Here is a 19462-nt window from a genome sequence, read left to right as displayed (position 1 = left end):
CAGGTTCTCTTCCTTTACATGCGGAGCAAGTATGAATCTGGTTTTGCGCAATGCGCTGGCAGCGGTCGCGGTGGCATCCGCGATGACGTTTTCCATCTCGATGACAGGCAGCGCGCTCGCGGCGACGCCGAAAGACATGCTTGTCATGGCCACGACGCTCGACGAATTTTCGACGCTCGATCCCGGCGAGGTCTACGAACTGGTGCCGGAAGAATACGTCGCGAACACCTATGACCGCCTGGTACGGGTCGACCTGAAAGACCCATCGAAATTCAACGGGGACGCCGCGCAATCCTGGACCGTGAGCCCCGACGGACTCACATTCACCTTCAAGATCCGCTCCGGTCTCAAGTTCCACTCCGGCAACCCTCTGACGGCCGATGACGTCGCATGGTCGATTCAGCGCTGCGTGCTTCTCGACAAAGGCGCTGCCGCTGTGCTGCAGGGCATCGGGCTCACCAAAGAGAACGCGCTCGACAAAGTCAAAAAGATCGACGATTCAACGGTCAGTATCACGACCGATCAGAAGTACGCGCCGACCTTCGTGCTGAACGTTCTGGGCGCGTGGCCCGCTTCCGTGCTCGATAAAAAACTGCTGATGTCCCATCAGAAAGGCAATGACTTCGGCAACGAATGGCTGCGCACGAACGAGGCCGGATCGGGCGCCTACAAGCTGGTCAAATGGACCGCCAACGACAGCATCATTCTGCAGAAATACGACGATTACCGCATGCCGCTCGCCATGAAGCGCATCGTGCTGCGACATGTTCCTGAAGCATCGAGCCAGCGCCTGCTACTCGAAAATGGCGACGCGGACATTGCGCGCAATCTGAGCCCGGACGACCTCGCTGCATTGACGAAGTCGAACAAGGCTCACGTGACGGCCGTACCGCAAGCCACGTTGCTGTATCTGGGCTTGAACGTGAAGAACCCGAATCTCGCGAAGCCCGAAGTGCAGGAAGCAATGAAGTGGCTGATCGATTACAACGGCATTCAGACGAACGTGGTGAAGACGACCTATAAGGTTCATCAAACGTTTTTGCCAGAAGGTTTTCTTGGCGCGCTCAACAGCAACCCCTATCACCAGGACGTCGCAAAGGCAAAGGCGCTGCTCGCCAAAGCGGGCTTGCCGAACGGCTTCAACGTGACGATGGACGTGCGTAGCGCCTATCCGTACAACGAGATCGCGCAGGCGGTGCAAGCCAATCTGGCTCAAGCCGGCATCAAGGTCGACATTATTCCGGGCGATAACAAGCAGACGCTCGCCAAGTATCGCGCGCGCCAGCACGACATCTACATCGGCGAATGGTCTGCCGACTACATCGACCCGCACAGCAATGCGCAGGGCTTCGCGTGGAACCCGGACAACTCCGACAAGTCCTCGTACAAAATGCTCGCGTGGCGCAATTCGTGGGACATCGCCGGTCTGACGAAAGAAACTAATGCCGCACTTGCCGAATCGTCCACTGCAAAACGCCCGCAGCTTTATCAGGCGATGCAGAAGGAAATGCTCGCGCAGTCGCCGTTCGTCATCATGTTCCAGCAGGTATCACAGGTAGCGATGCGGCCCGGCGTGTCGGGGCTCGAAGTTGGGCCGATCAACGACCTGGTGTCGTACCTGCACGTGAAGAAACAGTAATCGCCGGGCGGCGTCCGAACCATGTCGACAACGTTGACTCCTATCGACCGCATTCGCGCCGCGTCCGCGCGCTGCGCGAGCGTGCGCTGGACGCTGCGCCTGTTGCGCTGGGCGCTGACGCTCGCCATCACCTTCACGGGTCTGCTCGCTGTGACGTTCGTGATCGGCCGCAAGGTGCCAATCGATCCGGTGCTCGCGATACTCGGGGATCGCGCGTCGGCCGCCGCCTATGCGGCCGCGCGCATCCAGCTGGGTCTGGACAAGCCTCTCGCCGAGCAATTTCTGATCTACGTGAATGCGGTCTTGCACGGCAACCTTGGCGTGTCGCTGCTGACAGCCAGTCCGGTACTCGACGACATTCGCCGCGTGTTTCCCGCCACGCTCGAACTGGCCACCTTGGCGACCATCGCCGGCGTGCTGGTCGGCGTGCCGCTCGGCGTAGTGGCCGCGACGCGCCATAACCGCTGGATCGATCACGTCGCGCGCTTCGTGGGCCTCATCGGCAGTTCCGTGCCCGTTTTCTGGCTCGGGCTGATGGGCCTGTTGCTGTTCTATGCGAAGCTGCATTGGGTGTCGGGCCCCGGGAGATTAGACCCGGTGTTCGACGGCATGGTCGAGCCGCGCACAGGCAGCCTGCTAGTCGATTCGCTGATGGCCGGCGAATGGGATGTGTTCTTCAATGCCGTCTCGCACGTCGCGTTGCCCGCGGCAATACTCGGCTATTACTCCGTCGCGTACCTGAGCCGGATGACGCGCTCGTTCATGCTCGATCAATTGAACCAGGAGTACATCACGACGGCGCGCGCGAAAGGCGTGCCCGAGCGGCGCGTCGTGTGGGTGCACGCCTTCGGCAATATCGCTGTGCCGCTGCTCACGGTGATCGCGCTGTCGTACAGCTTCCTGCTGGAGGGCTCGGTGTTGACCGAGATCGTATTCGCGTGGCCCGGCATCGGATCGTATCTGACGGGTGCGTTGCTCAATGCCGACATGAACGCCGTGCTTGGCAGCACGCTTGTGATAGGTGCCACTTTCATCGCGTTGAATCTGCTCACCGACGCGCTCTATCGCGTGTTCGATCCACGCGCCCGCTGATGCAACGGAGACTTTCGACGTGCGTCATCCTCTTGAACATTCGACGCAGGACTGGCCGATGAATGCCGCGCGCCTAACGTGGAAGCAATGGCTGCTCACCGACACGCCCGCGTCGCGCAAACAGGCAGCGTTGGGCCTCGCCTATCGACGCTGGCGGCGTTTCGCGGGCAATCCGCTTTCGGTATTCGGTTTTGCGATCCTCATGGTGCTCGTGATCGTCGCGATCATCGGACCGTGGATCGCACCGCATGATCCTTTGCGTCAGGTGCTGTCGGACCGCCTGCTGCCGCCGGGCTCGCCATCGCACTGGCTCGGCACCGACCAGCTTGGGCGTGACATTCTCTCGCGCATCATCTACGGCTCGCGCCTCACTTTGTCGATAGCCACACTCGTGGTCGTCGTAGTGGTGCCGATTGGCCTCATGATAGGCACGACAGCGGGCTTTTTCGGCGGCTGGGTCGATAACGTGCTGATGCGCGTAACCGACATCGCGCTGGCGTTTCCGAAAATCGTGCTTGCGCTCGCCTTCGCCGCAGCGTTGGGACCCGGTGTGATCAATGCCGTGATCGCAATCTCCATCACGGCGTGGCCCGCATATGCACGTCTCGCTCGCGCCGAAACCTTGAGGCTGGTGCAGGCCGATTTCATTCAGGTTGCACGTCTGCAAGGCGCGTCGAATCTGCGCATCCTGCTGCGCTACGTGGTGCCGCTATGCATGTCGTCCGTGATCGTGCGGGCGACGCTCGACATGGCCGGCATCATTCTCACGGTCGCGGGTCTCGGCTTTCTTGGGCTTGGCGCGCAACCGCCGAGTCCCGAATGGGGCTTCATGGTCGCTTCCGGGCGCAACGTGCTGCTCGATTCATGGTGGGTCGCCACGATACCGGGCTTCGCGATTCTGCTCGTGAGCCTCGCGTTCAACCTGCTCGGTGACGGGCTGCGCGACGTGTTCGATCCGCGTCATGGAGACTGACATGCACACGAGCGAAGCGGCCCATCCGCTGTGTGAAATCGACGACCTGCGCATTGCGTTTCGCGCGCATGACGGCACGCTGAACGAAGCGGTACGCGGTCTCTCGCTCACGTTGAAAAAGGGCGAGCGACTCGGCATTGTCGGCGAATCGGGCTCGGGCAAATCGCTCACAGGCCGCGCGCTGCTCGGCTTGTTGCCGCCCGCCGCACATTGCACGGCCAAAAGTCTACGCTTTGACGGCCAGGACATGCTGGCGATGCCGGCCCATAAACGCCGTCGCTTTTGCGGCTCGCAAATGGGGATGATCCTGCAAGACCCGAAGTATTCGCTCAATCCGGTCATGACAGTCGAGCAGCAGATGCGCGAAGCATTCGCGCTGCGCGATCCAAAACTTGGCCGTCGTGAAATGCGGGCAATGGTCGTCGCGGCGCTCGAGTCCGTGCATATTCGCAACCCTGAACGCGTCGCCCGCTCGTACCCGCATGAGTTGTCAGGCGGCATGGGGCAACGCGTGATGATCGCGATGATGGTCTCGACAGGTCCACGCCTGCTGATCGCAGATGAACCGACGAGCGCGCTCGACGTGCTGGTCTCCATGCAGGTGCTGGCCGTGCTCGATGAACTCATCGAAAAGCACCAGACGGGCCTCATTTTCATCAGTCACGACTTGCCGCTCGTCATGTCGTTCTGTGATCGCGTGGTGGTGATGTACGCCGGTCGCGTCATTGAAACCTGCGCGGCGCGCGATCTGGTCAATGCCCAACATCCGTACACGCGCGGGCTGCTTGCCGCGAACCCGCCGCTTGTGGATCCCCCCGCCGAGTTGCCCGTGCTCTCGCGCGACACGGCGTGGCTCAACGACTTAAACGAACAGCAAGGAGCGCCGTTATGATTCGCGTCGATGCACTGACCGTTCGCTTCAAGACGGCCACGGGACTCGTCGATGCGGTTCGCGGCGCAAGCTTTCATGTCGCGGCAGGCGAGGTATTCGGTCTGGTCGGTGAATCGGGCTCCGGCAAGTCGACTATTCTTCGCGCGCTGAGCGGACTCACACCCGTTGCAGAGGGGTCCCTGCATATCGCCGGTTCAGATCGCGACATGCGCAGGCGCGATGTGCAGATGGTGTTTCAGGACCCCTATGGCTCGCTGCATCCGCGCTTCACCGTCGATCAGACGTTGCGCGAGCCGCTACGTATCAACGGCATTGGCGATCATGAAGCGAGAATCGTGAACGCGCTGCGCGAAGTAGGCCTGAATCCGTCTTTTCGCTTTCGCTATCCGCATCAACTGTCGGGAGGGCAACGGCAGCGGGTGGCGATCGCGCGAGCGTTGATCGTCGAACCGCGCATCGTGCTGCTGGATGAACCGACGTCCGCGCTCGATGTCTCGGTGCAAGCCGAAATCCTCAACCTGTTGAAGCGCCTGCATCACGAGCGCAATCTGACGATGATCCTCGTCAGTCACAATCTCGCCGTGGTCGGCTTTCTGTGCTCGCGCGTGGCGATCATGCGCAATGGAGAGATCGTCGAAGAGCTCCCTATAGAAAGCATTCGGGCGCAAAAAGTCGAGAGCGAGTACTCGCGCAGCCTGATGCTCGCGACAGGCGGTTATCAGCGTAAGGTCGCGGAAGCATTCGGCGTGGACGCGTCGTTATGAAGCAAAAATGCGGGCAGAAATCGCCCACGTTCGCGGCTTATGCAATCCGCTGCATGTAACTAGGCAGATCCGGATCGGGCAGCACGGCGAGCACCTTTAATCGCTGACGTGTACGCGTTTCGCCATGCCGAAGGTGCACGGCGAGCGCCGTTGACGCCGCGGCGAACTCCCCGCGCAGCAGGAGTTCGATCACGGTCCGGTGCTCCGTGAGCGTGCTCATCTCCGGATGCAGCCGGAACGCATCGTAGAAAGCGTGGTTCACGATTAGCGGCATATGCGCCTGGCTGATCGTCGCGAGCAGCTTGCGGTTCGGCGCACCGCTCAGGAACGTATCGTGCAGCGTGACTTCCAAGTGGTACAGCGTGCTTGCATCGACTGAGTCCGGGTCTTCTATCGCGCGCTCGACGTCGCGCAGTGCTGCTTCGAGCTGCTCACGCGACAGTGACGGCGCGCTCGCCAGCAGTGCCGCCGGCTCAAGCAACGTGCGCAACTCGTAATCCTGCCGCACGGCGCGGGCGGTGAGCGGACCGCACAGCCAATGCGAGTACGCGGACTTCTCGACCAGCCCGCGGTCACGCAGCCGGTTAAGCGCTTCACGCACGGTTCCGCGACTCACACCGAAGACTTCGGCCGCATTGCTTTCGTCGATACGAAAATGCCCGAACACGATGCCAAGCGAGATGGCGGCCTCTAGCGAGTCGTAAATGCGCTCGCTGTTCGAAGGGATATCTAGCGGTTCAGAGGGACGGTCGAAGCCCAGCGTGTCTTCGGAGATCGGCGCGCGCAGCGGCTCGGGTGCGCTGCCGTCCGCATTCGCCACGAGGTAGCCCCGTCCTTCGAAGGTGAGCAGCAGGCCGCCGGCGTGCAGCATCTCGAAGGCCTTTCTTACCGGCACGCGGCTCGTGCCGAAGATGCGCGCGACCGGTCCTTCCAGCAGCACGAGTCCCGGCGCGATATTGCCGAGCGCAATGGCCGACTTGAGCCGGTCGTGAATCACGCGGTAGCGCAACCGGTTATCGGCTTCGGGCGATACCTCCGCGGAATCGGTCGGATGGACCGGGTCCACAGTCAGCGGCGCCGCCGGCCGATGCGCGGCTGGATGTGAGCGGGAAGATCGGGAAGCGCCTGCGCGTCTTGTCATCGTCAAACGAACTTCGCCGTCAGGACCGCATGAACTCGGTCCAGCGGCGCACCAGGTAATTGTGCTCATCCATCACCGAATCCCATACGGCGACCCGGCTCATACGCGCGACGTAGCTGCCCCCGTCCCGCATCTGACCCGCGGGCACGAGATGTTTGCTGATGGGACCGGGCAGATCGGCCGACGCGCGCGCACCATCGTACCAGTATGCCCATTCGTTGGCTTCCATATGTGCCCGCGAGCGCTCGGGATTCGAAATGTAGAAGCCTTGCCGGGCGACTGTCGCGCCGGCCCAGCCTTCAAGCCACCAGTTCAGATACTCGTAAGCGGCGTCGAGCACGCGACCATGCGCGAGCCGCGATATGCCGATGCCCCCGAACCACGCCCGATACCCTTCACGCGGCCGCGCGAGCCTGAACTTGAGACCCGCGCGTTCCAGTTCGACGGTGGCGGGCGACCAGATGCTCTGAATCGCCACCTTGTTAGCGATCATCAGTTGCGCGGCCTCGGCGAAGCTCGACCAGAACCCTGCGAAATGCCCACGCCGCTTGAAGTCGATCAGAATCGCGATCAGCCCGTCGATTTCCTCGATACTCAGATTGCCGATGTCGTCGAAGCGCATGAGCCCGCTGGCTTCGACGGCGAGCGCCGCATCGATGGCGCCGATTGCTGCATCCGCCTGCAGTGCGACGCGGCCAGCGAGTTCGGGCGCGAGCAGCCAGGCCCAACTCTCTTCGCCTCCGGTGAGCGAAGCAGGCATCGCATCTTCCAGATAGACGAAGCTGTCCGCATTGTGCGTGAGCGGCAGCATGCTGATGCGCTCGCTCGGCTTGCGCGCGAGCGAGCCGTCCGGCTGGACGTAGAGCCGGTCGGCAGGTGTGCAGCCCGCACCACTGAGCTTGCCCGCCGCATGCCGTGCGGGCGCGCGGCCAATGCGCCCCGTGCGCGGCAGCACGTTGACTTCGTCCCAGCGGCGAATGCGCGCAAGCTCTATGGGTTGCAGCGCATGAGTAGGCCACAGGCAATCGAGACTGTGGAACCACTGGTCGTAGAGTTCATAGCGGTCGGGATGCATCGCGCCGTCCCGCTGCACGGCGCCGCCATCCTGAACGATGAAGCGCAGCCGGATGCCCAGATCCTGCTCGGCTCGTTTGCGGATGTGCTCCTGAAGCGTAACGGTCGTGCCGAGCACGCGCAGTTCGACCCTGGAGGGGTGCACGGCAGGGGCGGGCAAGCTCGGACGGTCGGATTTCAATCTATTAGGGCTTCGGCTGTTTGAAGATGCCGGCACAGACGCCGGTAGGATGCGGCAACCGCGTCTCGCGTGAGACCTTGCGCAATGATGACAAGGCGCGAACGAGGCGCTTCTTCCTTGCCGGCGCCAGGCCATGCATCCAGATGCAGAACAGGATGCACGAGATGATGCACAGCATGCAGCACCACCGGTTGGTCCGCGCCGGCAAGCGCGAGAATGCCTTTGACCCGCAAAATGTTATCACCGTGGCGGTTAAGCAGCAGCGTCAGCCACAGCGTGAAGACGGGCCAGTCCAAAGGTTCGTCGAACTCGATGCAAAACGCTTCCAGCGCCGCAAGTCCTTGACGGTGCGCGGGCGTCGCGTTGAGTCCCGCGAGGGGATTGTCTGCCTGACGGGACTCCCGTGCCACCATGCTCGTGCGCCGAACGAAGTCCCCGAAGTCGTGCTCGTTCGCCGCCGGGTCCAGTACGACCGACGCATCGTCCGCGCACGTGCGGCGTGTGATGCTCGCGGCCGGGTTCAGTTGTGAGAGCGTTTGTTCGAGTACAGCGAGCGCGGCATCGCCGGCAAGATCGGCCTTGCTGACGACAATGCGATCTGCAGCCGTCACCTGCGCAAGCCATTCCGGATGCCGCGCACGTTGCTGATCGGCGTTGACGGCATCGACCACCGTAACGATCGCGCCGATCGAATAATGGCTCGATACCACGCGGTCGGCGAGCAGCGTCGCAACGATCGGCGCGGGCGTCGCGAGACCCGTTGTCTCCAGCACGACGCGAGAGAACGGCGGCACCTCGCCGCGAGCGCGCCGCGAGAACAGCGTGGCGAGCGCTTCCTTCAGTTCGCCGCGTATCGCGCAACAGACACAACCGTTATCGAGCAGTACGGTCTGCGCATCTACCTCGCCGATCAACAGGTGATCGAGCCCGACCTCGCCGAACTCGTTGACGAGCACGGCTGTGTCACGCGCGGCATCGCCCTTGAGAACGTCGGCGAGCAAGGTGGACTTTCCACTGCCGAGAAAGCCCGTAACGATAGTCACCGGAATCACGTCATAGGCGAGGCTCATGGTTGCGCCTCGTCTTCAGCAAACATGGTGAGCGGGTCAAGCGGACGGCCGAGCATGGTCTCGGCGGCTTTCCATATCTGCATGAAATCTTCGACGATGATCTGCGCGCCCGTCGGCGAAGACAGCACGAACGATTGCCCGTGGAAATCCGCGAGCTTGAGCCGAAAGCTTTCGAGCACCCGGTTCGCATGCGCGACCTGCACATACCGCTGCCGCCGCGCGCTCACGCTTTCGCCTGCTGCCACGGTGTTGGACCAGTGACGCCCGCCGCCGAGCAATCCGCACATGCCGCACATTTGCACTCTCCACCGTTTAAGGCATGACGTCGCCGGAATTAGGGCCGAGCGTCTGTCCGACGAACAGGTTGCCGCCCGGGTCGGAGGCGAGCAGCACGGCGGTCGGTGCGACCTCGTCTGCACGGCCGAAACGTCGCAACGGCAATTCCTTTGACTTCGCTTCCTTCCATGATGCGCTGATTCCATCCACGAGGGGCGTCTCGATCGGACCCGGCGCGATAGCGTTCACGAGCACGTTGTCGGGAGCGGCTTCGAGCGCGAGAGACTTCGTAAAGCCGATCACGCCGGCTTTCGCCGCAGCATAGTGCGTGAGTTCGGCGCCGCCCTTAATGCCGAGTTGCGAGGCCACGTTGATGATGCGGCCCCAGCGTTGCGCGGTCATTGACGGCAGCGCGCGCCGGGAGCAAAGGAAGACACTGCGCAGATCGACGCGCAGCATGTCGTCCCACATCTGGGTGGTGAGATCGGTACAGCGCGCCTGCGTCAGCATGCCCGCGTTGTTGACGAGGATGTCGATGCCGCCATAAGCCGCGATGCAGCGATCGACGATGCCGTGCGCGCCCGTCTCGTCCCCCACATCGGCGACGATGGTTTGAACCTCCACGCCGCTTGCGCGGCAGGCGTCGGCATGAGCGGCGAGCCGGGCCTCGTTCAGGTCGGCGAGCACGAGGCGCGCGCCGGCCTGCGCATAAGCGAGCGCAATGGCGGCGCCGATGCCGCTCGCCGCACCCGTGACGACCGCGCGGCGGCCGTCGAGTGAGAACATTGATGCCATGTTGATGAGCGTCCTGTCTGTGTCCTGTCTGTGTCCTGTGTGTGTCCTGATCGAAGGCCTAGCCGGGCCACCGCACGGTGAGACCGCCGTCCGCGATGATCGACTGCCCGGTGATGTATGAAGCGTCGTCGCTTGTCAGATAGCGGATCAGCGACGCGATCTCTTGCGGTCTGCCGACACGTCCAAGCGGAATACCCTTGGCCGCCTCGCGCAGACCGTCCGGGCCGAGCGAATTGACCGCGTCGAGCGATTGCGGCGTTTCGATGAGACCGGGAATCACGGCGTTACAGCGGATGTTGCGCGGCGCGAGTTCCATCGCGACGGCGCGGCACAATCCGGGCACGCCCGCTTTCGCCGCCGAGTAATGCGTGTGGTTCTCCCATCCATACACCCCGCCGGCGATCGACGACACCGCGACCATTGCGCCACCGTCCTGCATGTGGCGCGCTGCGGCGCGAAACGTGCGCATGACGCCGGACAGATCGACATCGAGCATCTGATGCCACTGCTCGTCGCTCATGTCCGTCAGCGGCGATGCGCGCAGCAGACCCGCGTTGGCGACCGCGTAATCGATGCGGCCAAAGCGTTCCACTGCCGCGGCCGCGAAGGCCTCGACCTGGTCCGCCGAGGTGACATCGACGGCCTGCATTAGACATTGACCGCCAGCCTGCTCGACGGCTTGTACGGTCAACTGCGGGTCGTGCGGATCGCCAGAAAAATACCCGCCGACCACGGCGACGCCGGCTTGTGCATACGCTACGGCGAGCGCCTGCCCGATACCGCTCGCGGCGCCCGTTACTAAAGCCACTTTCACAGAGATTCTCCGGTCGGATTACCTGGTTTCGGCAGGGTTGACGTGCCGCGCGAAAAGAATGAGGACGCCGGACAGGAAGCACGGCACCGCGCCGAACCACAGCGCCGCGTGCAGCCAGTCGCCGCCATGATTGAGCATCCAGGTCACGCCCACGCCGGCGAGAATGGCGCCGATCGGACCCATCGCGTGGACGATCGAACTGCCGGTGCCGCGGATCGCCGTGGGATAGCTCTCGCCAATGAAGAACAACGCCGCCGAGTACGGTCCGATCAGGAAGAACAGGCCCAGGCTATAGAGCGCCACCACGACGCCCGCGCTGCTCGGACCGAACAGCATGCCGGCAAATGAAAGACCGCCGAGCATCCAGCCGATGGCGAGCGTATTGCGCCGGCCGATCTTGTCGCCAATGAACCCGTGGCTCAGATAGCCGCAATAGCCGATCACATTCGACAACACGAGAATCAGCAGGGAATTCTCGAACGAAACGTTATGCACGCGCGTCAGCACCGTCGTGCCGAGAACGCTGAACACCTGAATAGCGGACCAGTTGAGCAGAATGCCGCCGCCGAGAACGAGCGTCGCGCGTAGCGCATTGCCGCGAAACGCTTCAGCGAGACCGGCGCGGCTATGCTCTTCGTAATCGACCGCATGGGCGCTCGCGAGCGTGCGAGCTTCGCCGTCCTGTCCTGTTTCACGCAGCTGTTTGATGCGCTTGTGCAGCAGAAACTGGGGACTTTCTTTAAGACGACGCGTCATGAAGAAGATGACGATGGCGGGAAACGTCGCGAATACGAAGCAACCCTGCCAGCCAATGCGCGGCAACAAAAGCGCGGTGAGTCCCGACGCGATCAGCGCGCCGATCGGCCATCCGCCTTGCACGAGGCTGTAGATAAAACCCTTGTTGCGGTTGAGCTTCGGGTCGTTGGCAGCCGAGTAAAGCTCGTTCAGATACGTGGCATTGACGGTCTCTTCGGCGTAACCGAGGCCCGACAATGAGCGGATCAACACGAGCGGCACCTGTCCCATCGCCCCGCCGACCACCGTGAGCCCCGAGCACAGCGCCGCGCCCGCGACCGTCCACAGCAGGCCGGCTTTACGGCCGAGCCTGTCGAGTAACGGCCCGATCGCGAACGCGATCACCGCCGTGCCGACGGCGACCAGCGTAGCGATTTCCGCCTGCGCCGCGGCATCCCAGCCGTAGTGTTTGCCGATTTCCGGCAGCAGCGTGCCGAACAGAATGAAGTCATAAACGGCGAACACCCACGCGAAGAACGCTACTACGGTCGCCCGCTTCACGTCGGACGGCAGGATCTGCTCCAGCTTGAAACCGGAAGCATACAAAGGGTTTTCTTTCATCGTGGCGCTCCTTCGGAGCTCGGGAGTGGACATGGTCGGGACTCGCGTTGGTCGACTTGGTGTTGTGATCAGGATTGACGAGGCTGACGCCGCAGGAAGTCGTCGGCGATTTCGTCACAGGTGCAAAAGCGCACGCCCTCGTGCTTGCGGAAATGCGCAATCAGGCGTTCGAGCATGAGCAGCACCTGCGCGCGACCGGAGACGTCTGGATGAATCGTGATGGGGAACACGGCGTAGTCGTGTTCGCGATACACCCAGTCGAACTGGTCACGCCACATCTGTTCGATGTCGCGCGGATTGACAAAGCCGTGGCTGTTCGGCGCCTTCTTGATGAACATCATTGGCGGCAGGTCGTCGAGGTACCAGTTCGCCGGGATCTCGACGAGATCCGTTTCACGACCGCGCTGCAGCGGCTTCATCCATGTATCGGGATGCTTGCTGTAGTCGATCTTCGTCCATGAGTCGCCCACGCGCACGTAGTACGGGTGGTAGTCGTTGTGCATCAGGCTGTGGTCGTACTTGATGCCCTTTTTCACGAGCAGCTCGTTGGTCACGTTGCTGAATTCCCACCACGGCGCGACGTAGCCAGTCGGCCGCTTGCCGCTCAGCCTGGTCACCAGATCGATGCTGCGATCGAGCACCGCTTCCTCCTGCTCGGGCGTCATCGCGATCGGGTTTTCATGGCTGTAGCCGTGAATGCCGATCTCGTGTCCGGCATCGGCCACCGCCTTCATCTGCTCGGGGAAGGTTTCGATCGAGTGCCCGGGAATGAACCAGGTCGTCTTGATCTTCTCGCGCTCGAAAAGCTTGAGCAGGCGCATCGAACCGACTTCACCGGCGAAGAGACCGCGCGAGATGTCGTCCGGCGAATCTTCGCCACCGTATGAGCCGAGCCAGCCCGCAACCGCATCCACGTCGATGCCGAATGCGATCAGAATTTCCTTAGCCATCTTCAGTTCTCCTTTGAGCAAATCAATCGAGGGCGACCGTCTGTTCGACGGCCAGCGCGAGCGCGATGAGCGCATCGTCGTCGTTCTGCGCGCGCATCAGTTGCACGCTGGTAGGCAGTCCCGCCGGGTCAGCGCCGGTTGGCATCGCGAAGGCGGGGGTGTCGAGAAAGCTGCCGGGCATGGTCATCGACAGCGTTGCGGCATTGACGGCTGCAAAGCGCTGCGGGTCCGCTTCGAGCGGCGCGCATTCCGGCGCGACATGGGGGACGGTCGGCAAGAGCAATGTGGCGCCGTCGATTTTGGCGCCGAACTGGCCGAGCAGGCGGCCGCGCTCCGCGAGCAGCTCGGCAAGCCGCGACGCCGGCACGTCGCGGCTCAGTTCGAGCCGCGTACGCACTCGATGGTCGATGCGCTTGGCATCGTCGGAGTCGAGCACACTGCGATAGGCCTCGAACGCTTCGAGGGAGCCGAACCAGCCACGCGTCGCGATGAGGTCGCATGCTGCATCGAAGGCGCGCACACGCACTTGCTGGATACGCGCGCCGGCCTTCGACAGACGCGCCACGAAGCGCATGAAGTTGTCGCCGACGTCGTTCGTCACCGCGAAGCGCGATTCCCAGCCCAGCGGTACGACGAAGGGTTGTCCACGCAAATCGGCGAGCGCGCGAGGCAGCTCGCGTCCGCGCACAACGGCGTCGAACGCCGCGCAATCGGCGACGCTGCGTGCAAGCGGTCCGCAGGTATCGGCCGATTTCGACAGTCCGATCATGCCTTGCTGCGGATAGCGCGCGCTGCTGGCGCGATAGCCGACCACGCCGTTCAGCGCGGCAGGTATGCGTATCGAGCCGGCCGTATCCGTACCGACCGCGATCGGCACGACGCCCGCAGCGACGGCAATCGCCGCGCCCGACGACGAGCCGCCAGGAACGCGATGCCCGCCGCCTTCGACTGTCGCATCGAAAGCGGAATTGAACGGCGTACCGAAGTGCGGATTAAGCCCGAGCCCGGAATACGCGAACTCGCTGAGGTTCGTCTTGCCGATGCACACGAAGCCTGCACGCGCGCCTGCGGCGACCAACGGTGCATCCGCGGTGGCAGGCGGCCGGCCGCGGAACAGTGCCGAGCCCGCCGTGCTGACGGTGCCCGCGACATCGAACAGATCTTTCCAGGCAATCGGCACGCCGTCGAGCGCGCTGGCCGGGCGCTTTTCGCGCCAACGCGCGGCCGCAGCGCGTGACTCCTCGAGCGCGCGAGTCTCAGTGACGTCGATGAAGGCAGCGTTGCAGGCGCGTGCCCGGTCAATCGCCTCACGCACGGCGCCTTCGACGTCGGCCGAGCCTTCGCCATAGGTATGGGCAAGGCCGACGGCGCTGCGCCGGTCCCACGATGGAACATTCAATTCAGTTCTCGTTCAGAATGTACTTCGTTGACAACATACGTTTACGGTGACGAGGTCAAAAAAAAACAGCAACACAGGGATTACCCTTGGTTGCTGTCTTTTCACGGGGATCCGCGCATCCGGAACCGCGGCGCGGTTGTTGCTGAAGCATCCGACGCGCGGACCGGCACACATGGACAGCCGGCTCGCCTGTATGCTCGGAAATGCATCGCGGCAGCGAAGCAGCCCGTAGTTAATGAAAACGGTAGTACTCACACTCTTGGGAGGTCAGCATGCTTTCCTTCATCGGTACGGTGATCGTAGGGCTCGTGGTCGGGTTGATTGCACGGGCGGTCAAGCCCGGAGACGACAGGATGGGGCTCATCATGACCATCATTCTCGGTATTGCCGGCTCGCTGATTGCGGGCTATATCGGGCGTGCGCTCGGCTGGTATCAACCGGGTCAGGCGGCGGGCTGGATTGCGTCGGTGATCGGCGCGATCATTCTGCTGGTCATTTATGGCATGGTGCGCCGGCGGGCCTGAACTCTCGCGCGTGACGCGCCTAACATTGGCGATAGCGAAAAGGGCCCGCTCCGGATAAGAGCGGGCCCGGCAGGCTAGCTAGTTCAACCGGCGCGCGAGACTGGATCTAGCGAGGCGGTTCGCTGACCGCCTCTCATTCGACGGCTCAGCGCGATAGATCGAAACCGAGTTGCGCGCGCCCAAGCGGCGTCAAATCGCTTTCTTGCGCCCGTCCGATAAAGTCCGTCTCGAAGTGGTCGGCCGGAAAATCGGGGGGACTTTCGCCGCGCAAGAAGCTCGGCAACTGACGCTTCAGATAATCTTCGTTTTTTGCGCACCACGGCGCGGACGCAATGTACATCACGTTGCTGTAGCCGTTGCCGCGGTGTGCGTCTTCGACCGAATGGATGACGTCGCTGTGCCAGAACACGGCGTCGCCCGGTTGCATGTGGGGGATCGGCGTCACCGCTTCGAGCAGCAAGCGGTGCCACTCCGGCTTGATCGACAGCGCGCGAGCCGGTTGAGCGCCGCAGAGTTCGTCGTCGGGAACGTCGTCCTGCAGCGCGCGCAGCATCACGTAGGCCATGACGTTGGCGATCGGAATCAATTGCAGCGTGCCGTCGCCGGGACCCTGCGGCGTCAGCGCGGTCCAGCCCTGAAAGGTGCGAAACATCGAGCACACGGCCGGCGATGGGATTTCCTGAACGTCCGGCCGATACGCCGCGTCGAACGGATCGTAGTCGCGCCAATTGCCCGCCAGCACATGCCGATACACCTTCTGAAAATTCGGATCGAGCCAACGCTCGACCGAGCCGCCATCCACGTGCGGCGACAGACCCAGCGACTCGGAACCGGGCGGCCGACGACGAATGCGGTCCGCGTAGACAGGCACCCGCTCGGGATCGAAATGCCGCCTGCCTTCGCTTTCCGACGTCCATAGGCGATTCAGGAACACTCGTGTGTTCGTCAGTTGTTCCGACTGACGGGCGGCCGTTTGCGGCTTCGACCAGTAAATGCCGTAAATCTGCGGCTTGCTCGACGACAGGGTGCCGAAATACCTGTCTTCCGCGCGATGTGCGAGTTTGGCGTCGAGGTCGTTGCGCTCGACGTATTCGGTGATTTCGTCGTTCCAGTCGCTCGCCTGCTGCCGGTCGAAAACGCCGCGCACAACGCATGCGCCGCGAGCTTTGATGCCGAGGATCGTGGCTGGATCGACGTCGCCGGAAACGACTGACGAATAGTCGAACACGGGAATCGCATCGCGCCCCTGCGCGCGGTCTCGCTGAATGGCGTCGACCTGTCGACGGATCGCGCCCTCCACTTCGCCGAACACCTGCTTGTAGTTCGGCAGCGCGGCTCGCAGCGCGCGCTTGGTCGCGCGAACCGCCTCCGGAAGATTGTCGATGATAAGTGGCATGGTTCGTCTCCTTCAAGCGGTCTGTGTGGTGTTGTCTCATTTGAAGAGTAAGGACGTTTGGCCGTCGCGAAACATGCTTAATGGCCAGATACCGATACAATTCAGACATTGCCGCGTCTCCCCCCGCGCGGCCAGGCAGACCAGCGTGAAACCTCAATACGAACGCGTCACCATTCCCGACGGCTGCTCGGTCCGCGTCTACCACCGGCAGCTCGCGCAAATACCGTTCGAGTGGCACCATCATCCCGAGTACGAACTCACGCTGACGATGAACAGTCGCGGCCGCCGCTTCATTGGCGATCACATCGCCGATTACAGTGGCGACGATCTCGTGCTCGTGCCGCCTGACATGCCGCATACGTGGGCGTCGACTGAACCGATCGATGCCAGCGCGCCTCAGGTGGCGATCGTCGTGTGGTTCAGCGGCGACTGGGCGCGCCGAATGGCGGACTGCTGCCCCGAGTTCGCGTCGCTGCGCACGCTGCTCCGGCGTGCCGCGCCGGGGCTGAGATTCTCCACCGAGGCCGCGACGCTGATGCGCGAGCGAATGGAAGCGTTGCTCGATCAGTCGCCGCGCGTGCGGCTTGGCGCCGCGCTGGATGTGCTGGCGCAACTCGCGGACGCGGCATCCGAGCCGTTGGCGTCGCCGGCTGCGCATAGAGACGGAACGAGACGACACGGCGTACAGGGCGACAACGCTATCCGGTCCGGCAGACGGGACCGATCCAACAACTCAGCCAATTCAGCCGAGGCCGGAAAGCGGTCACTCGCGGGCCCAGCGCTCGCGACGCCGGGCGGCAGCGCGTCCGAGGCAGAACGTCTGAACCGCGTGCTCGATCTGCTCGACAGGCGTTTTCACGAGCCGCTGCGCATTGCGGAGCTGTGCGAGGTGGCCAACCTGTCGGAGCGCTCCTTGCACCGCTACTTCGTGCGGCATCTCGGCGAAAGCGTGGGGCGTTATCTGAGCCGCTTGCGGATCGGCTACGCAACGCGGCAACTGACGGACACCGCGTGGCCCATCGCGCTAATTGCCACGAAAGCCGGCTTTCCAAACCTGGCCAACTTCAATCGACAGTTTCTGTCCGCGCGCGGCATGACGCCCAGCGCGTATCGACGCTTCTTCGAAACCCACGGCCACCCACCGAAAGATGCGGGCACGGCGCCGCACAATCTGCAAGCGCGCCCGCCGTCGCTCGAAAGATCGGGTCGGCGGCAACGAAATACGCCATCGGCTTGAACCGCGCACACGACGAACGGATTGCGGCAGACATACGCCCGAAAATGAAAACGCCCCAACGGTGTAACCCGTTGGGGCGTTTTCTCGTAAAGCCTTAGGATTCGCCTTTGTCCATAGCAAACCTCTTGCTATGGACAGGCAAATTCAAACCCGATTAGCGTTGCGAAATCGGCTTCGCTTCACGTTGCGTGTCGCCGATAAACAGCTGACGCGGACGGCCAATCTTCTGTTCAGGATCCGCGATCATTTCGTTCCACTGCGCAATCCAGCCGACCGTGCGAGCCATCGCGAAGATACACGTGAACATCGACGTCGGAATCCCCAGCGCGCGCTGCACGATGCCCGAGTAGAAGTCGACGTTCGGGTACAGCTTGCGCGACACGAAGTATTCGTCTTCCAACGCGATCTTTTCCAGTGCCATGGCCAGCTTGAACAGCGGGTCGTCGTGCAGGCCCAACTCGTTCAGCACTTCGTGGCAGGTTTCGCGCATGAGTTTCGCGCGCGGATCGTAGTTCTTGTACACGCGGTGGCCGAAGCCCATCAGCTTCACGCCCGAGTTCTTGTCCTTCACCTGCTTGATGAACTCAGGAATGTTGTCGACGGAGCCGATTTCTTCCAGCATGTTCAGCGCGGCTTCGTTCGCGCCGCCGTGCGCCGGGCCCCACAGACATGCGATACCGGCTGCGATACACGCGAACGGATTCGCGCCCGACGAACCGGCGAGACGCACGGTCGACGTCGATGCATTCTGCTCGTGATCCGCGTGCAGGATCAGGATACGGTCAAGAGCGCGCACCAGCACGTCGTTGACCTTGTAGTCCTCGCACGGGTTCGAGAACATCATGTGCATGAAGTTCGCGCTGTACGACAGGTTGTTGCGCGGGTAAGCAAACGGCTGACCGATGCTGTACTTGTACGCCATGGCGACCAGCGTCGGCAGCTTCGCGATCATGCGGATCGCCGAAACTTCACGGTGACGCGGATTGTTGATGTCCAGCGAGTCGTGATAGAACGCCGACAGTGCGCCGACTGCGGCGACCAGAATCGCCATCGGGTGCGCGTCGCGACGGAAACCGCGGAAGAAGAAGTGCATTTGCTCATGCACCATCGTGTGGTTCGTGACGGTCTTCACGAACTCGTCTTTCTGTTGCACGTTGGGCAGTTCGCCCTTCAGCAGCAGGTAGCACGTTTCCAGAAAGTCGGCGTTTTCCGCGAGGTTGTCGATCGGGTAGCCGCGGTACAGCAGTTCGCCCTTATCGCCGTCGATGTAGGTGATCGCCGAATTGCACGCCGCCGTGGACATGAAGCCAGGGTCGTACGTGAACTTGCCAGTCTGGCCGTACAGCTTGCGGATGTCGATCACGTCCGGGCCGAGAGTGCCCTTGTAAATCGGCATTTCAACGCTCGGCGAGTTGTCGCTGAACGATAGCGTGGCTTTAACATCTGACGGGGTCATAGCACATCCTCAATCGAAGTATGTAAACAGGGTTTCGATAATTGCACGCCTGGAACAACGCACTCGCGGCGCTCAAGCGTTGCGCAGCAGCTCCAGGACCCGGATCACATCCGGGTCGGCAAGCTCGCCTTCAGGTTCCTTGCGCGCGAGAAGCAAGTCCATCAGGTCGTTATCGCTCAGCTCGAGCAAGCGCGTAAGTGCGCCCACATCTGCATCGCTGAGGTCATGCTCATATCGGCTGAAAAAACGTTCAAAAATCAGATCGTTTTCCAGCAGGCCTCGTCGTGCGCGCCAGCGAAGGCGCGCACGGCGGAGAGGGTCGGACTGATGCGATGGTTCGTTCATGTCGGTACGTACCGGGCCGCTCACAAGCGTACTAACCGCCCGTTGAGGCAGCGAACGATTGTGAGCGTGAGGTTATTCATCCTAGACA

19 protein-coding genes are annotated in these 19462 nt (G+C 62.5%); 7 read left to right on the top strand and 12 right to left on the bottom strand.

Going from position 1 to position 19462, the window contains the following annotated elements; translation table 11 throughout:
* Nucleotides 1-31 precede the first annotated feature (31 nt).
* The 5 genes from SB753_RS30045 to SB753_RS30025 are packed head-to-tail and all read left to right on the top strand — an operon-like array spanning nucleotide 32 to nucleotide 5360.
* A complete protein-coding gene (locus SB753_RS30045; RefSeq protein WP_410803488.1) occupies nucleotides 32-1639 on the top strand; it encodes an ABC transporter substrate-binding protein in 1608 nt (535 codons plus the stop codon).
* 21 nt (nucleotides 1640-1660) lie between these two features.
* Nucleotides 1661-2731 (top strand): ABC transporter permease, encoded by a 1071-nt coding sequence (locus tag SB753_RS30040; protein ID WP_410803486.1) that lies wholly within the window; start codon nucleotides 1661-1663, stop codon nucleotides 2729-2731.
* 58 nt (nucleotides 2732-2789) lie between these two features.
* Complete coding sequence (nikC, locus tag SB753_RS30035; protein WP_410803585.1) at nucleotides 2790-3704, top strand: nickel transporter permease; 915 nt, start codon at nucleotides 2790-2792, stop codon at nucleotides 3702-3704.
* A gap of 1 nt (nucleotide 3705) precedes the next feature.
* Nucleotides 3706-4596 (top strand): ABC transporter ATP-binding protein, encoded by an 891-nt coding sequence (locus SB753_RS30030; RefSeq protein ID WP_410803484.1) that lies wholly within the window; start codon nucleotides 3706-3708, stop codon nucleotides 4594-4596.
* Complete coding sequence (locus tag SB753_RS30025; RefSeq protein ID WP_410803482.1) at nucleotides 4593-5360, top strand: ABC transporter ATP-binding protein; 768 nt, start codon at nucleotides 4593-4595, stop codon at nucleotides 5358-5360. Before SB753_RS30030 ends, SB753_RS30025 begins: the two co-directional genes overlap by 4 nt.
* A 37-nt stretch (nucleotides 5361-5397) precedes the next feature.
* Here the strand turns inward: SB753_RS30025 and SB753_RS30020 are convergent, their stop codons facing one another.
* The 9 genes from SB753_RS30020 to SB753_RS29980 form a co-directional block, all read right to left on the bottom strand.
* Nucleotides 5398-6426, bottom strand: coding sequence for a GntR family transcriptional regulator (locus tag SB753_RS30020; RefSeq protein WP_392395422.1), 1029 nt, complete (start codon nucleotides 6424-6426; stop codon nucleotides 5398-5400).
* Nucleotides 6427-6520: 94 nt separating this feature from the next.
* Nucleotides 6521-7720, bottom strand: a complete 1200-nt coding sequence (locus SB753_RS30015) for a PotD/PotF family extracellular solute-binding protein (protein ID WP_310071863.1) — start codon at nucleotides 7718-7720, stop codon at nucleotides 6521-6523.
* Nucleotides 7721-7752: 32 nt separating this feature from the next.
* Nucleotides 7753-8826, bottom strand: a complete 1074-nt coding sequence (locus tag SB753_RS30010; protein WP_410803479.1) for a CobW family GTP-binding protein — start codon at nucleotides 8824-8826, stop codon at nucleotides 7753-7755.
* Complete coding sequence (locus tag SB753_RS30005; protein ID WP_020071093.1) at nucleotides 8823-9122, bottom strand: hypothetical protein; 300 nt, start codon at nucleotides 9120-9122, stop codon at nucleotides 8823-8825. Before SB753_RS30005 ends, SB753_RS30010 begins: the two co-directional genes overlap by 4 nt.
* Nucleotides 9123-9138: 16 nt before the next feature.
* The gene (locus SB753_RS30000) at nucleotides 9139-9897 is read right to left on the bottom strand and encodes an SDR family NAD(P)-dependent oxidoreductase (protein WP_410803476.1); all 759 of its coding nucleotides are present in this window, start codon (nucleotides 9895-9897) and stop codon (nucleotides 9139-9141) included.
* 58 nt (nucleotides 9898-9955) lie between these two features.
* Complete coding sequence (locus tag SB753_RS29995; protein WP_020071095.1) at nucleotides 9956-10711, bottom strand: SDR family NAD(P)-dependent oxidoreductase; 756 nt, start codon at nucleotides 10709-10711, stop codon at nucleotides 9956-9958.
* A gap of 18 nt (nucleotides 10712-10729) precedes the next feature.
* Nucleotides 10730-12067 (bottom strand): MFS transporter, encoded by a 1338-nt coding sequence (locus SB753_RS29990; protein WP_204523746.1) that lies wholly within the window; start codon nucleotides 12065-12067, stop codon nucleotides 10730-10732.
* A 68-nt stretch (nucleotides 12068-12135) separates the two neighbouring features.
* Nucleotides 12136-13017 (bottom strand): polysaccharide deacetylase family protein, encoded by an 882-nt coding sequence (locus SB753_RS29985; protein ID WP_020071097.1) that lies wholly within the window; start codon nucleotides 13015-13017, stop codon nucleotides 12136-12138.
* A 22-nt stretch (nucleotides 13018-13039) separates the two neighbouring features.
* Complete coding sequence (locus SB753_RS29980) at nucleotides 13040-14416, bottom strand: amidase family protein (RefSeq protein ID WP_410803474.1); 1377 nt, start codon at nucleotides 14414-14416, stop codon at nucleotides 13040-13042.
* A 272-nt stretch (nucleotides 14417-14688) separates the two neighbouring features.
* On the opposite strand from SB753_RS29980, the gene SB753_RS29975 reads away from it, so the two are divergent.
* On the top strand, nucleotides 14689-14940 hold the full coding sequence (locus SB753_RS29975; RefSeq protein WP_020071099.1) for a GlsB/YeaQ/YmgE family stress response membrane protein: 252 nt from the start codon (nucleotides 14689-14691) through the stop codon (nucleotides 14938-14940).
* A gap of 145 nt (nucleotides 14941-15085) precedes the next feature.
* On the opposite strand, the gene SB753_RS29970 is transcribed toward SB753_RS29975, so the two are convergent.
* On the bottom strand, nucleotides 15086-16336 hold the full coding sequence (locus SB753_RS29970) for a DUF1479 domain-containing protein (RefSeq protein ID WP_410803472.1): 1251 nt from the start codon (nucleotides 16334-16336) through the stop codon (nucleotides 15086-15088).
* Between the two features lie 145 nt (nucleotides 16337-16481).
* Here SB753_RS29970 and SB753_RS29965 point away from each other — a divergent pair, with 145 nt between their 5' ends.
* A complete protein-coding gene (locus SB753_RS29965) occupies nucleotides 16482-17573 on the top strand; it encodes a helix-turn-helix domain-containing protein (protein WP_410803470.1) in 1092 nt (363 codons plus the stop codon).
* A 154-nt stretch (nucleotides 17574-17727) separates the two neighbouring features.
* Here SB753_RS29965 and gltA read toward each other — a convergent pair whose 3' ends face one another.
* Together gltA and SB753_RS29955 are read right to left on the bottom strand one after the other, a co-directional pair.
* Nucleotides 17728-19029: a citrate synthase gene (gene gltA / locus SB753_RS29960; RefSeq protein ID WP_027805112.1), complete on the bottom strand. Its 1302-nt coding sequence runs from the start codon at nucleotides 19027-19029 to the stop codon at nucleotides 17728-17730.
* Nucleotides 19030-19101: 72 nt separating this feature from the next.
* Entirely contained in the window at nucleotides 19102-19374 is a 273-nt protein-coding gene (locus tag SB753_RS29955; RefSeq protein ID WP_020071103.1) for a succinate dehydrogenase assembly factor 2, read from the bottom strand.
* Nucleotides 19375-19462 lie beyond the last annotated feature (88 nt).

Source organism: Paraburkholderia sp. SIMBA_053 (genome assembly GCF_046534895.1).
Taxonomy (GTDB): domain Bacteria; phylum Pseudomonadota; class Gammaproteobacteria; order Burkholderiales; family Burkholderiaceae; genus Paraburkholderia; species Paraburkholderia caledonica.
This window is presented reverse-complemented; position numbering and strand designations above follow the sequence as displayed.